Genomic DNA, 15816 nt, shown 5'->3' with positions numbered 1-15816 from the left:
CTGGGGATACCCCTTGTCGTTTCTGCTCGCCGGTAAGGTGAGAATTATCCGCACATGGTTCGAAGGAGTAGGCGACCATGGACATCCAAGGACTGTTGGGCGACGAGGCTGAATCGCTCCTGTCGCATGAATCCAAGACCATTCCCCGTGAGGATTTGAGCCTCCCCGGCCCTGATTTCGTCGACCGGGTCATGGCGGGGACCGACCGGTCTCCCCAGGTGCTGCGCAACCTCCAGTCGCTGTTCGACCACGGCCGGTTGGGCGGCACCGGCTACGTCTCAATCCTGCCGGTGGACCAGGGCATCGAGCACTCGGGAGCGGCGTCGTTTGCTCCCAATCCCCGCTACTTCGATCCCGCCGGCATCGTGGAGTTGGCCATCGAGGGAGGCTGCAACGCAGTGGCCTCCACCTTCGGCGTGCTGGGGGCCACCTCCCGGCGATTTGCCCACCGGATCCCGTTCATCGTCAAGCTCAACCACAATGAGCTTCTGACGTATCCCAACAAGTTCGACCAGGTGATGTTCGGATCGGTGGAGCAGGCCTACGACCTGGGTGCTGCCGGCGTTGGGGCGACCATCTATTTCGGCTCAGAAGAGGCCACCCGCCAGATTCAGGAGGTGGCCGAGGCCTTCCACCGGGCCCACCAGCTCGGAATGTTCACCGTGCTGTGGTGCTACCTCCGGAACTCCGAATTCAAGGTGGAGGGCACCGACTACCACGCGGCGGCCGACCTCACCGCCCAGGCCAACCACATCGGGGTGACCATCGAGGCCGACATCATCAAGCAGAAGCTTCCCGAGAACAACGGCGGCTACAACGCTCTCGGGTTCGGCAAGACCCACAAGCTGGTTTATGACGAGCTCACCACCGACCACCCCATCGATCTCACCCGCTGGCAGGTGGCCAATTGCTACATGGGCCGCATCGGCCTCATCAACTCTGGCGGCGCATCGTCAGGCGCCAGCGATCTGGCCGAAGCCGTGCGCACCGCGGTCATAAACAAGCGCGCTGGCGGCCTCGGCCTCATCAGCGGCCGCAAGGCCTTCCAACGCCCCGTAGCCGAGGGCGTAGAGCTCCTCAACGCCATCCAAGACGTCTACCTCTCCGACTCAGTCACCGTCGCCTAGCCAGGCAGCCGGTCTGCTTTTGGGTGAGGATGTGCCACTTGTGGCGGCTCACTGGGTAACCTCGGAGTTCGGCGTCGCTTAAGCGAGGGGCCATCTGGGATCAAGGAGGATTCCGTGACTGACACCGTGCCGCGTACCGTCGGGACGCAGGAGCTGAGCCGTCTGGTGGTTCGCTTTGCGGGCGACTCCGGCGATGGAATGCAGCTCACTGGAGACCGCTTCACCAGTGCCAGCGCGCTCTTCGGCAACGATCTGGCCACGCTGCCGGAGTTTCCCGCCGAGATCCGGGCGCCGCAGGGAACGCTTGCCGGGGTGTCGGCTTTCCAAGTGCAGGTGTCCGACCACGACATCACCACCCCGGGCGACGCGCCCAACGTGCTGGTGGCCATGAACCCCGCCGCCCTGCGCAAGGAGCTGGTCCACCTGGAGTTCGGCGGGACCATCATCGTCAACCAAGACGCCTTCGTGGAGCGCAACCTGACCAAGGCCGGCTATGAGAGCGACCCGCTGGATGACGGCAGCCTGGACAATTACACCCTGTTCAAGGTCCCGATGACCACTATCACCAAGGAGGTCTGCAAGGACTTGGGGGTGAAGCCCCGCGACGCCGAGAGGTCGAAGAACTTCTTCGCGCTTGGCCTGCTGTCGTGGCTCTACAGCCGACCGGCCCAGCCCACCTTGGATTGGATCTCGGCCAAGTTCAAGCGCCAGCAGTTGATCGCCGACGCCAACACCGCAGCGTTCAAGGCGGGGATGGCCTTTGGCGAGACCGCCGAGCTGTTCGACTTCACCTATGAGGTGAAACCGGCCGCGCTCGACCCGGGGACCTACACCAACGTGAACGGGAACACCGCCCTGTCGTGGGGCCTGATCGCCGCCAGCCAGCAGGCCAAGGTCCCCCTGTTCTTGGGTTCGTATCCCATCACCCCGGCTAGCGACATCCTCCACGAGTTGAGCCAGCGCAAGAACTTTGGCGTGCGAACCCTCCAGGCCGAGGACGAGATCGCCGCGGTGTGCGCCGCTTTGGGGGCATCCTTCGGCGGCCATCTGGGAATTACCACCACCAGCGGTCCGGGCATCGCCCTCAAGGGCGAGACCATCGGCCTGGCTGTCAGCCTCGAGCTTCCCCTGCTGGTGATCAATATCCAGCGGGGCGGGCCGTCCACCGGGCTGCCCACCAAGACCGAGAGCGCCGACCTCATGCAGGCCATGTACGGCCGCCACGGCGAGTCGCCGGTGCCCATCGTGGCCGCCTACTCCCCGTCGCAGTGCTTCTTTGCCGCTATCGAGGCGGCCCGCATCGCCCTGAAGTACCGCACACCGGTGATCTTGCTGTCCGACGGCTATCTGGCCAACGGCAGCGAGCCCTGGCTTCTGCCCGACGTGTCGACTCTGCCCGACCTCACGGTGGAGTTCGCCACGGGGCCCAACCACACCGAGGAAGACGGCACCGAGGTGTTCTGGCCCTACCTGCGCGACCCCGAGACCATGGCCCGCCCCTGGGCGGTGCCCGGCACGCCCGGCCTCACCCACCGCATCGGCGGCATTGAGAAAGAAGACGGCACCGGCAACATCAACTACGAGCCCGACAACCACGGCTACATGGTGAAGCTGCGCGAGGAACGGGTTGCCCATATAGCCAACGACATCGCACCCACCATGCTGGACGGCGACACCGACGATGCCGACTTGCTGGTGTTGGGCTGGGGCTCTACTTGGGGTGCCATCACCAGCGCGGTCATGCGAGCCCGGGCCGAGGGTCGCAAGGTGGCCCATGCCCACGTCACCCACCTGAACCCGCTGCCCAAAGACTTGGGCGACATCGTCCGCCGCTACCCCAAGGTGCTGGTCCCGGAGATGAACCTGGGCCAGTTCTGCCGCATCATCCGGGCCGAGTTCCTGGTCGATGCCCAATCGGTCGCCAAGGTGGAGGGGGTTCCCTTCACCGCCGCTGAACTTCACCGCCACATCAACGGAGTCCTTGATGACTGACGTGCCCACAACCACCAAGGCCGACTGGACCAGCGATCAAGAGGTCCGCTGGTGCCCCGGCTGCGGTGACTACTCGATTCTCACCGCGGTGCAGATCCTCATGCCCGAGCTCGATGTTCGCCGAGAGGACACCGTGTTCGTCTCGGGAATCGGCTGCGCAGCCCGGTTCCCCTACTACATGAACACCTACGGAATGCACGGCATCCACGGGCGGGCCCCCGCCCTGGCCACCGGACTGGCCATGGCCCGCCCGGAGCTGCATGTGTGGGTGGTGGGCGGCGATGGCGACATGCTGTCCATCGGCGGCAATCACCTGCTGCACGCCCTGCGACGCAACGTGAACCTCAACATCCTGTTGTTCAACAACCAGATCTACGGGTTGACCAAGGGCCAGTACTCGCCCACCAGCGAGATCGGCAAGGTCACCAAGTCGACCCCGGCGGGCAGCATCGACGAGCCGTTCAATCCGGTATCAGTGGCCATCGGGGCCGAGGCCAGCTTTGTGGCCCGCACCCACGACATGGACCGCCAGCACATGATGGAAATGTTCCGGCGGGCCCACGATTTCCCCGGCGCCTCTTTCGTGGAGGTCTTCCAGAACTGCAACGTGTTCAACGACGGGGCATTCGGAGCCATCACCAAGAAGGACAAGCGGGCCTCCATGCTCATTCACCTTGAGCACGGCAAGCCCATCCGCTTCGGCGAGAACAACGAGAAGGGCGTGGTTATCAACCCGCAGGGGAGTGCCGAGGTGGTCGACGTGGCCGACGTCGGCGAGTCGGCCCTGCTGGTGCACGACGAGGCCCGCCAGGATCCCAGCCTGGCCTTCGCCCTGTCGAGGCTCTCAGCCGGTCCGTTCGAGCCCACCCCCATCGGGGTGTATCGGGCCGTCGAGCGCTCGGAATACGCCGGCGAGGCCAGCAAGCAGCTCGCCATGGCCCAAGAGCAGTCCGGCCCTGGCGACCTCGAGGCCCTCTTGCATTCCCGGCCCACCTGGGAAGTCTCCTGAGCAACGTCCATTCCATGACAGAGCGTGCCGCCCCTGGGGGTTGGGTACTCGATCTGGACGGAGTGATCTGGGTGGGCGGAACCCCGGTGCCCGGTGCGGCTAGGGCCGTCGGGCGCTTGCAACAATCAGGCGACCCCGTCGTGTTCGTCACCAACATGTCTGCGCTAACGGTGGCCGACCAGGAGGCCAAACTGGCCGACTGCGGGATCGACGCCACCGGATCGGTGATCACCTCGGCCACTGCGGCGGCCCAGCTGATCCACCCAGGAGAGCGGGTGCTGGTGGTGGGGGGTCCCGGCATCGACGAGGCGGTGGAGTTAGCCGGTGCCGAGGTCTGCTCATCGGGCCCTGCTGACGCGGTCGTAGTGGGCATGGACCCAGGCTTCAACTACGACACCCTCAGTCGGGCCATGCGGGCAGTTCGCGGTGGCGCTCGCCTGATCGGCACCAACCACGACCCCAGCTACCCCACTGAGCGCGGACTGGAGCCGGGGGGCGGGTCTCTTTTGGCCGCGGTGGCGACTGCCGCCGAGGCGGCACCCACAATGGCAGGCAAGCCCAACCAGCCCATAGTGGATTGCGTGCGCAGCAGAATCGGCGACGCCGGCGTGGTGGTGGGGGACCGCCCCGACTCCGACGGCCTATTCGCTGAGGCGCTGGCCTATGAGTTCGCCCTCGTGCTGAGCGGGGTGACCGGACCCGACGATCTGCCGGTGTCCCCAGAGCCGCAGCACTGCGCCACCGATTTGGCCGCACTGGTCGATCAGATGGGATTTGAATAGGTGGGATGAAGGGATCGCGCCGGAGGCTGGACACAGAGTTGGTCCGCCGCGGCTTGGTCACGAGCCGGGACCGGGCCCGGGAGGCAGTGGTCTCTGGCCAGGTCACCGTGAACGGAGCAGTCGCCCAGAAAGCGGCCCGCCTAGTGCTGCCCGGCGATGCCTTGGAGCTATCGGGCCCGCCAGCCCGCTATGTGAGCCGGGGCGGCGAGAAGCTGGAGGGTGCGCTGGCCGCCTTCGGATTGGATGTGGCGGGATTGCGCTGCTGCGACGTGGGATCGTCCACCGGGGGATTCACCGACTGCCTGTTGCAGCGAGGTGCAGCCGAAGTCGTGGCTATCGACGTGGGCCGAGCCCAAATGCACGAGCGCCTGGCCGAAGACCGCCGGGTGACCCTCTACGAACGCACCGATGTTCGCGAAATCGATCCTGCCGAAATAGGGGCGCCGTTCGACCTGGTGACCGCCGATGTGTCCTTCATTTCGTTGACTTCGGTCATGGGCAGTCTGGCTGAGTTGGCGGCCACGGGAGCGCCAGTAGTGGTTCTGGCTAAGCCCCAGTTCGAGGTGGGACGCAAATTGGTCAACAAGGGTCGCGGCGTTATCCGAGACCCCGAGCAATGGCGGGCTGCAATCGATCGGGTATTAGTGGCAGCCTCAGAATTCGGCGTCCCGGCTCAGGGGGCTGCCCCCTCGGTGCTTAAGGGTGCGCAGGGAAACACGGAGTTCTTCCTGCACTTGGAGCGCGGTGGCCCGCCCTCATCAGTGGATTCCGCCCAAGTGGTGGCCCAAGTTTAGAGAGGTATATTGAGACGAGCGCAGGAGTCGTCCGGGAGCAGCAATGGCTGACATTCCAACCCCAAACAGCACGTTCAAGGTGGTTGCCCGCGAGGGTGACGAATGGTGGGGTATCCAGGTGAGGGAGTTGGATTGGGTTTTCTCTCAAGCTCGCCGCCTTCATGACGTGGAGGAAGCCGCTAGGGATGCCATAGCCGCATATTTTGATGTTCCCGCCAGCGAAGTGGGTTCCATTGTGATCGACGAGGTGATAGCAGCTGGCACTAGCTTCTCCCCGAACGGCATCCAGCCGGTTGCGTCATAGCTCTATGGCTGCAATTGCCCTCTTTGTTCACGCTGACCGGCCGGAAGCCTTGAAGTTGGCGGCTGAACTCATAGACCGGTTGGACCGTGACGGTCATCAGATCCGTCTAGCTCTCGAATCGGCTGAAGCGGTGGGACGCACTGACCTTGCCCATCAGGACGACGATATTGGCGAGAAGCTGGACTTGGCGGTGAGCTTGGGGGGAGACGGCTCCATGCTCCGAGCCGTGACCGCGGTGGCCGATGATGGGGTGCCCGTGCTCGGAGTCAACTATGGCTCGTTGGGCTACCTCACTGGGATCGAGCCGGATGCCGCCTCTGACGCGGTCGAGCGCTTCCTTGCGGGTGACTATCAGATCGAAGAGCGCATCCGACTGAGCTGTCGTCTTGACGACGGCACGGAGGTGAGCGCCCTCAACGAGGCCATCGTTGAGAAGGTTGACAGCGGACGCACCGTGAACCTGGCTGTTCACATCGACGGTGACTTCTTCACCAGTTACGCCGCCGATGGGCTAATTGCGGCTACGCCGACCGGCTCCACCGCCTATTCGCTGTCGGCCGGTGGACCGATTCTGGCCCCGACCATGCACGCGCTGATCCTGACGCCAGTTGCCCCCCACACCTTGTTCGACCGCAGCCTGGTTCTGCTTCCCTCCAGCGAATTGGTGATCGAAGTGTTGGGCGATCGCTCTGCTGCGGTTGCGGTGGACGGCCGCTCATTGGGGGAGTTAGGCGAAGGTGGCAAGCTGACTGTCTCGGTGTCCGATCATCCGGCCCGATTGGTCACCCTGGGTCAACGGGGGTTCCACCAAGCACTCAAGTCCTCCTTCGGCTTGGCCGATCGGTGACAGGGAAAGAGCTCCGTGCTCACTGAGCTAGCGGTAGAGAACCTAGGGGTGATCGAGCGGCTCAATTTGGTCTTGGAACCGGGCATGACTGCGTTGACTGGGGAGACAGGGGCGGGGAAAACCCTGGTGGTGACGGCAGTGGACTTGCTCTTGGGCGGACGAGCCGATTCTGCGCTAGTGCGGTTCGGTGCTGACGAGGCCACGGTGGAGGGCCGGTTCGACCACCAGGGAGATGAGGTCGTGCTTCGGCGGGTGGTGCCCGCTGACGGTCGGGCTCGGGCCTACGTCGACGGGCGGCTGGCATCGGCGGCCACTCTGGCCGAACTGGGTGCAGAGCTGGTGGATCTGCACGGGCAGCACGACCACCAGTCGCTGCTGCGCCGTGTCCATCAGCGGGCCGCGCTGGATCGATTCGGCGATGTGGACTTGGTGCCGCTGATGGAGGCTCGGGCCGCGCTGGCCGATCTGAATCGGCGACGAGCCGAGTTGGGTGGCGACGAGCGATCCCGAGCGCGGGAGATTGAGCTATGCCGATTCCAGCTAGGCGAATTGGATGAGGCCGGTCTGGAGAACCCCGACGAGGAGGAAGGTCTCAAAGCCGAAGAGGCGGTATTAGCCGATGCCGCGGCCAGTCGAGACGCGGCCCGGCAGTCGGCTAGGGCCTTGGGCGCCGATGGCGATGTGGGGGCTGGACTGGCCCAGATCGCGGCTGCGTTGGATAGCCGACCGCCGTTGGAGAGCGAGCATGAGCGCTTGGTCAACTTGGTTGCCGAGGCAGCGGATCTTTCGACCGAGCTGCGCCGGGCTGGGGAGTCCATCGATGAGAATCCAGTCCGGTTGGCCGAGGTCCGCCAGCGCCGGGAGCTGTTGGTGGATCTTCGCCGCAAGTATGGGGAGACCGTGGCCGAGGTCATGGAATTCCACCGCGATCTCTCCTCCCGCCTCGCCGAACTGGAGGATTTCGACCGCTTGGCCAAAGACCTGGATGGGGAACTCGATCGCCGCACCACCGTGGTGGCCGAAGCCGGGGCCACAGTGGGCGCGGCCCGACGACAGGCGGCCCAGGCACTGGGCGAAGAGGTGACGGCCAATCTGCGAGAGCTGGCCATGGCCCGAGCCGAGGTGCAAGTAGAGGTAGGCGACGACCCCGGAGACGACGTAGACATCCTGCTGGCCGCCAACAGCGGCGCGCCCGGCCTTCCGCTCACGTCGGTCGCATCGGGGGGAGAGCTGGCTCGGGTCATGCTGGCTCTGCGCCTGGTGGTCAGTGCCGGCCCCCCGGTGCTGGTATTCGACGAAGTGGATGCCGGCATCGGCGGCCAGGTGGCCCAGACGGTGGGCCGGGCGCTTTCCCGCTTGACCGCCGATCACCAAGTGCTGGTGGTAACCCATTTGCCCCAGGTAGCGGCCTGCGCCGACCAGCAGGTGAGAATTGCCAAACACGACGATGGGGCTGCCACCACGGTGACGGCCGAGCCTTTGGAAGGTGACAACCGGGTGGTCGAGCTGTCCCGCATGCTCTCCGGGTCGCCCGACAGCGAGAGCGCCCGCCGCCATGCCTCCGAACTCCTCGAGATGTCCCAATCCCGCAGCACAATGTAAGAACCCCATGAGCTTCATTGCGGAACATCACACAATCGGGGCATAAAGAAGGGGTATCCAACACCGGCGCTTAGGTCATAAACCGAACGCCACCCACGATGGTCGCCTGGGTGACAGTAGTTCCATTTTTGCTGTGTACTTTTGCTATATGGGCTTGTCAGACGCTGACGGCCCGGCCCGCACATATCTTCACTGTTTCGCGTAGTGCCGATTAAGGGCAGAAGGGCATCGTCGAGCAGCACTGCGCGTCTTCGTCGTCAACAGCGCGCTCTAGGCTTCGGGGGAGCGCCCTAGCTCGTTGCGCCCAGCGCAGAATCCCCCTCGTGCGAACTCGGTTTCGAACTCGCCGTATTTGTGTATCGCATAGCACGCCCTCCAGCGGGTCAGTTCCTCGGTGGGAGTCGTGCATGGCTTAGGGTCAAAGGCGGGCGGGTGCGGCCCGTCCATCATTGTGCGACAGGCTGCCTGGAGGCCCTCCAAGAGCCCAATGAGTCGATTGCGGTTCTCGGTGAACCGGTCGGCCAGTTCGCCAGGGCATCGTTCAGCGATTAGGTCGCCGATGCCGATGCCGCCTGCCGCGTACTTGGCCGCCCTCGTTACGGAGTGCAAGCGCACAGATGGATCGCCCGTTGCCTTGAAATCCAGATCGTCTTCCATGTTGGTTTGCTCTCGCTCCAGTCTCTCTGAGAAGTGGCTGAATTCTCCTTCGGCAAGCAAGCACCGCTTGAAACTATCCACTGTCTGCGAGGGATCGGACGGGGTGGAAGTGCAGGCTGGTAACGCCAGCGCTACCAGCATCACTGCCATGGCGAGTTTGCCGTACATCCCTGTTGCGTAGGGTCGTTCGCAGCACGTCCCTGGCCTGCCGCCCACTCTCCGTGTCGTCTGGCAGGGCGGAGCGGCGGCAACGGTTTGGTCGAGCCTGTCCACCGCTCTGGCGATCCCCTGAAGGCGACCGCCATCTATTCCGCTGCTGGTGCCTTCGCTGGAATTCATCTGCCTTCCTTTCATTCCTTAGCTGGCCGCTAATTCAGGCCGCAGGCTATCTCCGTGCTGCGGGAGAGTCGGTTCATGTCGTCGGCGGGCGTCACAGCGCCCGGCCACAAGCTGTAGCTCATGTGGTTGGCCAGCACGATGTTGATGCAGACGAGTGGCGCCATCGCCCATATGAAATCGACCTGTGCAGCCGCGTCCTACCAAACCCCAGGATCGGCGCGCTGCCCGTCGAAAATCAACGCCACCACGTCCCCCTTGAACTCCTTGCTGAAGCGCCGCCTAGACCTCTTAGACGGCCTGTCTAGATCCATCACTTTCTTGGTTACCTCCTAATCGAGGTGACCTGCCAGAGGATGGATACTCACCTTGGGCAGTATTGGCTATCGGTTGAGACGGTCAGCTATGACACCAGCAATTTGGTCGGCGATCTCGTCAATGCTGTGGACTGAAGTGCGTAAGGCCACTTTGTCTGCTAGCGATGGGCTGCGTTGAATGACCTCATCTTTGGATATCTCATGCCAGATGGGGAGCAAGATTTGTCTGTCGCTGTTTGCCTTTGTGACGAGGCCGTCGAGTTCATACTGCGGCCAGTCCTTGTTGAAGAATGCCTTGGACAAGATGACAAGCCCGAATCTGCTTTGGGCGATTCCGCGATCAATGCTCCTGCGAAGGCTGTCGCCGACTCGCAGTTCGAAGTCGTCGTACCAAACACTGACATCTCTTTCTCTGAGGGAGAGCGCGAGTGGACCTGCAATCGCTTCCTTGTCCTCGGTTGCATGGGAGATGAAGATGTCGAACTTCTTTTCCGAAGTTGCCTCCTCCATCTCAGAAGCGTTGCTGATTACGTCGGTGATCGTGGGCCGGGTAGGCATGGCTCTAGGTATAGGCGGCAAGGGTTCAAGCGCCGAGCGGGGAATCACTTGGAAACCGGCCCTGGTCGAACCAGCAAGACCCTGCATATCAACGACAGCGTGCCAGATACCAGCGTGAGGGATAGGGATGCGGACGGGGGTCTCGCGGGCTAGACCGCCGTAATATTTGTGCTGCAAGCCCCGCTGGTACTGGCTGAAGTTGTGGGAGTCAAGCAATCTGACGTTTGCAGCGTTACTGAGAGATACTTCTAGCAAGTCGCCGCTCGCTCGAAACCCCAGGTCTGAGTGTAGGAAATCTGACACGGACAAAAGATACCCAGCAGGGGTGACAACAGCAGCAAAGCCTAGGCGGGCCTTGATTCCACCCGACGACTCTGGGCATAGCAATGCAATCGGTCGCTTGCTAAGAGACTCACCACTTCACCCCTCTCGTCAAGTAGCTAGGACATGCAGCCCCGCCCGTCTCCGTCTCGGTCAAGCTGTAATGCGATTTATGGTCAGGTGCTGAGGGCGACAATCTCGGCCGGTGCCCAGCTAGGCCAGCTGGCTGGGCCCACCGCGGCTCCGAAACGGAACTCGGCGACGAGCCGGAACGGCTCTGAGGGCGACGTGTTGTCGTAGAACAGTGCCTCCTCGCAGAATTCAGTGGCCTCCGCGACGAGCGCCCACAGCCGCCGGTACCTCTCCCGCACCTTCCCTTCCGGAACGCTGTGTCCGCCGATCTCAACACGGTTCGTTACCCGCAACACCGCGAATTCCTCTGGCACCATTACCGCGTGCAACCCCACCGCGTACCCAGCCTCTGCGGCGGATCGGACTAGATCGACTTTCGACCGGTGCGAGAACACCGTTTCCGCGATGAATGAGCGCCGCCCGTTGATTAACTCGGTCCGCCGCGACGCAGCTGCCTCGGCCGCCTCATAGGCGCGGGTCTCCTCCTCCCCCGGCCACCGCTCAGCGGCGATCTCATCGGCGTTTACAAACTCCAACCCGGTGCGCGCGGCGAGCGCCGCGGCGAACGTGGTCTTGCCCGCCCCATTCGGTCCGGCCACAACCACTAGGGCTGGCTCGCCGGCTTGTCTTTCAGCCACCATCGCTTACCGCGGCAGGCTCCGCCGCGGCGGCCGGGCGGCGCACGACAGGCTCGCCGTCGTCACCGGCGGCTACATACGGGCGTCCCTCGGAGACGAACTGCGCCTCTAGGTCGAGGCTCTCCCGCCACTGCTTCGTCTGGTCTGCCCACACAGCCCGCACGATCGCCCTGTCGCGGGGGTCATCGAGATCGTCGTAGTGCATCTCCCCGGCTAACACCGCAGCGATCCGCTGGTGCGCCGCGCCCCGCTCCTCCTCCAACTCGCGTCCGAGCCGCGCCCAGTGCGCCACCTGCTGCGCCGCGCTGCGGTCCATCACTTCGGCGACTGCCTTGGCCGATAAATAGATGTCGTTGTCGATGCGGATGGGGATGCTCAAAGCCATAGCAGAACCTCCAATCACATCGTAGCAGTCCGCTACGCCAGTCGCAGTGGAGCAGGGGGGCGGCTTGACCCTCCCTCGACCTCTGCTGGCCAGGACCGGGGCTCGGGGAACTGGCCGGGAACGCTGACGGCCACTTTGGAAGCCTTGGGCAACTCGATTTCTCCGGTGAGGGTCTGGTGGGTGAATTTGGAGAACAGGCGCTGGAGCACGGCGAGCGCCCTTGGACCTCACCAAGCTTCACAAGTACCGACTTAGAATCCTGCTTGCAGCCGGACAAGGACCTCGCCAAACTCAACCAGTCACAAAAACCAGAACCCGACGTCACCGCTTCACCGCGGAGAGCCGAAATACGTGACGCAAATGGCCTGTCCTTACGCCGGCGCTCCGGCCAGTTCCCAGTAGTCTTTCCAGCGCAATTCCCGGCGGTGCTCCCCGAAGCCGGGTTCTGCCAATCGTTCGGTGAAGGGGTCGTGCAAGTATCGGACGGTGGTGGTGTCGTCCTCGCATACCTCCACCAGGGCCAAAATGTGCTGTTCGGCGGTGTTTAGCGCGAACAGAACCTCTGACGCGGTGATACCGAAGTGTTTTGCTCCGGCTACCCGGCCCTTGACCTCGATGAACAGCAGTGGGTCATTACCTACCCGGGTCTCAATGTCGTAGCCCTTGTTGTTGTGGGGCATCTCTCGGGGAGTTCGCCCCATACTTCGCTCAGCCTCCAGCACGGCATCAATCGCCAGACGCTCGACCCGTTGTGTGTCTTTTGCGTGATCGGTCGGAGTCTCCCCCCGTAGTTGAGTGACCAGACCTGCGGGTACCACGAGAGCTATGCCAAGTTCGCCAAGGGGACCGAGGGAGAGATGTTTTTGACGCTCCAATTCTCTATTTCGCCGCTGAATCCGCTCCTTGGCCTCCTCACCACGACGTTTAGCCTGCTCTGCTTGCCCATGGAGGCCCTTTCTCAGGAACTTTTCTTTCTGCTTACCTTGATATGTCATCTCTTCAAATTGCCGATCCAGAACAGCATTCCAGATGTGATCAACCTGTTCTTCAACTTGACCCTTGATCTCATCGAGATGCTGGTGGGCATTATTCTCCAAGGCGTACCGCTTGGCGGCATCCAGTGCCCGTTGTGTTAGCCAGGCTTCACTGGTTTCCCGCCGTACCAGCTCCGCCAACAGTTCTTGTTCCTCCGGTTCGGGTGCTCGGCAGTCCAAATAGGGGTGCCGCCCGGCATCTGCCGGCCCCCCTCCGCGCGCAACCTCCACGTATTCGAATCGCCGGGATACAACCCGCGGTTGTCCAGCAGGTGTGATGGTGGCATCACGAATTTCATGTTCCAGAAACACCAGGAGACGCGGCTCAGTTCCATGGTCATCCGGATCAATGAGTACGGTCCCTTTCTGCAACAGCGAGCCGTATCGATCATTGACACCGCCGATGACTGCGTCCAGTAAGGGGTGGCCCGGAGCTAACAACGCGGCAGGCGGCTTACCGGGCTCTGTCACCTCTTGTCGATCGAAACAGATGCGCTCGTACCTTTTCTGGACTTGACCGTGTCCGTATTGGCTACGTTTCACAATCGAAGGAGGTACCCGATTTACCTTGAATCTCTGGCCTTCACATTTTACAACATCCCCGTCCAGGTCCTTGAAGGCTCTGAGAAAGAAGCGTCGTATGTAGCTGGGCTGGAGCCGGTAACCAGCAGCGCGGTCCATGTCGTCTCGCAATTCCTCGCAGGCCGCTTCGTCCAAAGCACTGTTGTGTAACAAGGACTGCCTCTTGATGATTTCCTTCGTTTGTGTGATCACGGCGTCGTCGATCTCCGTCGCGAGGAGGTTCTGCTCCAGCTGGGGATTCTCCACTTTGATAGCCCTGATGATGAGGTCGCGAAGTGGAGTGTTTGCGAACGCTTCACCCAAGACGTCAAACACCTTGCCCCCCAAGTCTTTGCGCTGATTCTCCAACTTGTCGAAGAGTCGATCGAAGACATCCCCCTCACGTGTACCCAGGGCCACCATGTTCCACATTCGGCACACCTCTGTTTGCCCAATGCGATGGATACGCCCGAAGCGCTGCTCGATGCGGTTGGGATTCCAGGGCAAGTCGTAATTCACCATCAAGTGGGCACACTGGAGGTTGATGCCTTCCCCAGCAGCATCGGTGGCAACCAGCACTACCACATTGGGATCGTGGGTGAATTGATCCTGAATCTGACGACGTTCTTCCATCGGGATACCGCCGTGGATGCGCACTACTTCACCCTGCTTTTCCAACAAGAGACTCAATTTGTCCACTAGGCAATCCAGGGTGTCGCGATGCTCGGTGAACACAATGAGCTTCTTCAGTTGATGGGATTTCAGATCCCTCATGGCTTCGTCCTCTTGCAGCATCAGGGCCAGTTGTTCCCACTTTCGGTCGATACCTGACTCGTAGACTTCCCTGGCCTGTTGCTCTAGGTCCTTAAGCTCATCAATTTCGAAACGTAGCTCTTCGACTGTCTGCGCGAATGAGGCCTCATCCAAAAATACCTCACCCTCCAATCGCTCTCGCTGGCTGCTGTCAAGCTCCTCATCGACGAATTCCATGAAGTCGTCCAAATCAGGACCCATATCGTCCATGCCATACGAGGACAGTCCTTCGTTCGGGCCCTCGTCCAGAAGTTCTGTGGAGGCAGAGACCTGCTTTAGGCGTCCGGTGAGCCGCTCACGTCGGCGCCCTAACGACCGCAATACGGCTAAGGGGGAAGATGCCAAGCGGCGCTGAAGTAGAGTGAGAGCAAATCCAACTGCGTTGTAGTGGCGACCGTCCTTCTTTGCTTGGAGGCGTTCGGCTCGGTTCATCCCCTTGCTTACGTACTGGGTAACGGCCTCATACAGTTGCATCTCTGTCTCGGTAAGGTTGTACTTCGCGCTATCGGCCCTGCGTTCGGGGAACAGAGGTGTGCCGTCCAAACGCTTCATGTCCTCCTTGATCATGCGCCGCATGAGGTCGTCTGGTCGGTTGCTGTTGTGGTTTCCCCGTTGCCATTCGCCAGCGAAGCGGTCGCTGTCTAGCAGGGCCATAAATAGCTGGAAGTCTCCTTCGTATCCGTTATGAGGGGTTGCAGTCATTAGGAGGAAGTTTCGGGTCGACGGCCCTAATCGCTCACCCAGGCGGTAGCGCTTCGTCTTCTTTGCGTCCCGGCCGACAGCCTTTGCCGACATCTTGTGCGCTTCGTCTACAACCAGCAAATCCCATTCGCTGTTGTCCAACAGGTCTTGCAGAGCTTCGTTGCGAGCCAGCATATCCATTCGGGCAATAAGCAGAGGGTGTCTGCCCAGAGGGTCGGCAGCCGGATTGCGATCGACCATATTGCGGTCGAACAATTCGAATTCCAAGCCAAACTTGTAAAGCAACTCGTCCTGCCATTGCAAAGACAGACTTCCAGGTACTACTACCAGGCAGCGGTCCAAGTCGCCGCGCAGCATCAGTTCCTTCATCAGCAGACCGGCCATGATGGTTTTGCCAGCTCCTGGATCGTCAGCTAGCAGGAATCGCAGTGGCTGGCGGGGCAGCATGTGGTTGTAGACGGCATCCACTTGATGGGGAAGTGGCTCTATGTCGCTGGCTCTCGTGGCTTGAAAAGGATCAAATAAATGCGCCCGCTGGATACGCAGAGCCTCGGCCGCCAGCAGAAACTGCTGCGGGTCGCTGTCGAATGTCCAGCCTTCGTCTTCAACGATGCCCAGATCGTGAGCATGGAACAGAACCTTCTCGCCGAATCTGCCACTGGATGTCTTGTAGACGATGCGCAGCGGCTCGTCACCATCTTGGGTCACCAGGCCCGGCGCTTCTAGCTCGACCCTCTCAATTTCGGCAGGTCCGTCGGGGTCTAGACCGCTCACGCGCAATCCCGACCGCAAATCACTTAAGCGAACCACTTGCCACCTCCTCGGCGGTCAAGACTAACCCTCTGGTCAGAGAAGAATCCGCCGGGATAGATCTGACGGGTCCACCAGTCGTCGCTGGTCCCCGC

Annotated in this window: 14 protein-coding genes; 8 read left to right on the top strand and 6 right to left on the bottom strand. The window is 62.0% G+C overall.

Annotation, left to right across the window (positions count from 1 at the left end; genetic code table 11):
- Nucleotides 1–77: 77 nt before the first annotated feature.
- The 8 genes from ACOGJC_RS03255 (at nt 78) to recN (ending at nt 8457) form a co-directional block, all read left to right on the top strand.
- The gene (locus ACOGJC_RS03255; RefSeq protein WP_419847079.1) at nt 78–1127 is read left to right on the top strand and encodes a class I fructose-bisphosphate aldolase; all 1050 of its coding nucleotides are present in this window, start codon (nt 78–80) and stop codon (nt 1125–1127) included.
- 114 nt (nt 1128–1241) lie between these two features.
- Nucleotides 1242–3119, top strand: coding sequence for a 2-oxoacid:acceptor oxidoreductase subunit alpha (locus ACOGJC_RS03250; RefSeq protein ID WP_419847078.1), 1878 nt, complete (start codon nt 1242–1244; stop codon nt 3117–3119).
- Nucleotides 3112–4128 carry a 2-oxoacid:ferredoxin oxidoreductase subunit beta gene (locus ACOGJC_RS03245; protein WP_419847077.1) on the top strand — a complete coding sequence of 339 codons (1017 nt, stop codon included), beginning with the start codon at nt 3112–3114 and terminating at the stop codon, nt 4126–4128. Before ACOGJC_RS03250 ends, ACOGJC_RS03245 begins: the two co-directional genes overlap by 8 nt.
- A gap of 14 nt (nt 4129–4142) precedes the next feature.
- A complete protein-coding gene (locus ACOGJC_RS03240; RefSeq protein WP_419847076.1) occupies nt 4143–4910 on the top strand; it encodes an HAD-IIA family hydrolase in 768 nt (255 codons plus the stop codon).
- Nucleotides 4911–4915: 5 nt separating this feature from the next.
- Nucleotides 4916–5704, top strand: coding sequence for a TlyA family RNA methyltransferase (locus tag ACOGJC_RS03235; RefSeq protein WP_419847075.1), 789 nt, complete (start codon nt 4916–4918; stop codon nt 5702–5704).
- Between the two features lie 43 nt (nt 5705–5747).
- Nucleotides 5748–6008, top strand: coding sequence for a hypothetical protein (locus ACOGJC_RS03230; RefSeq protein WP_419847074.1), 261 nt, complete (start codon nt 5748–5750; stop codon nt 6006–6008).
- A 4-nt stretch (nt 6009–6012) separates the two neighbouring features.
- Nucleotides 6013–6855, top strand: coding sequence for an NAD(+)/NADH kinase (locus tag ACOGJC_RS03225; protein ID WP_419847073.1), 843 nt, complete (start codon nt 6013–6015; stop codon nt 6853–6855).
- Between the two features lie 15 nt (nt 6856–6870).
- The gene (gene recN, locus ACOGJC_RS03220; protein ID WP_419847072.1) at nt 6871–8457 is read left to right on the top strand and encodes a DNA repair protein RecN; all 1587 of its coding nucleotides are present in this window, start codon (nt 6871–6873) and stop codon (nt 8455–8457) included.
- A 270-nt stretch (nt 8458–8727) separates the two neighbouring features.
- Here recN and ACOGJC_RS03215 read toward each other — a convergent pair whose 3' ends face one another.
- The 6 genes from ACOGJC_RS03215 to ACOGJC_RS03190 all read right to left on the bottom strand — a co-directional run bounded on the left by ACOGJC_RS03215 (nt 8728) and on the right by ACOGJC_RS03190 (nt 15685).
- A complete protein-coding gene (locus ACOGJC_RS03215) occupies nt 8728–9282 on the bottom strand; it encodes a hypothetical protein (RefSeq protein WP_419847071.1) in 555 nt (184 codons plus the stop codon).
- A 200-nt stretch (nt 9283–9482) separates the two neighbouring features.
- Nucleotides 9483–9617 (bottom strand): hypothetical protein, encoded by a 135-nt coding sequence (locus ACOGJC_RS03210; protein ID WP_419847070.1) that lies wholly within the window; start codon nt 9615–9617, stop codon nt 9483–9485.
- A 216-nt stretch (nt 9618–9833) separates the two neighbouring features.
- Nucleotides 9834–10628 (bottom strand): DUF1883 domain-containing protein, encoded by a 795-nt coding sequence (locus tag ACOGJC_RS03205; protein ID WP_419847069.1) that lies wholly within the window; start codon nt 10626–10628, stop codon nt 9834–9836.
- A gap of 194 nt (nt 10629–10822) precedes the next feature.
- Complete coding sequence (locus tag ACOGJC_RS03200; RefSeq protein ID WP_419847068.1) at nt 10823–11416, bottom strand: zeta toxin family protein; 594 nt, start codon at nt 11414–11416, stop codon at nt 10823–10825.
- Entirely contained in the window at nt 11409–11801 is a 393-nt protein-coding gene (locus ACOGJC_RS03195) for a TA system antitoxin ParD family protein (RefSeq protein ID WP_419847067.1), read from the bottom strand. Before ACOGJC_RS03195 ends, ACOGJC_RS03200 begins: the two co-directional genes overlap by 8 nt.
- Nucleotides 11802–12172: 371 nt before the next feature.
- Nucleotides 12173–15685, bottom strand: coding sequence for a helicase-related protein (locus ACOGJC_RS03190; protein WP_419847066.1), 3513 nt, complete (start codon nt 15683–15685; stop codon nt 12173–12175).
- Nucleotides 15686–15816: the final 131 nt, after the last annotated feature.

Origin of the sequence: Candidatus Poriferisocius sp., assembly GCF_965204015.1 — a bacterium.
Classification (GTDB): Bacteria; Actinomycetota; Acidimicrobiia; order Acidimicrobiales; family Bin134; genus Poriferisocius.
This window is presented reverse-complemented; position numbering and strand designations above follow the sequence as displayed.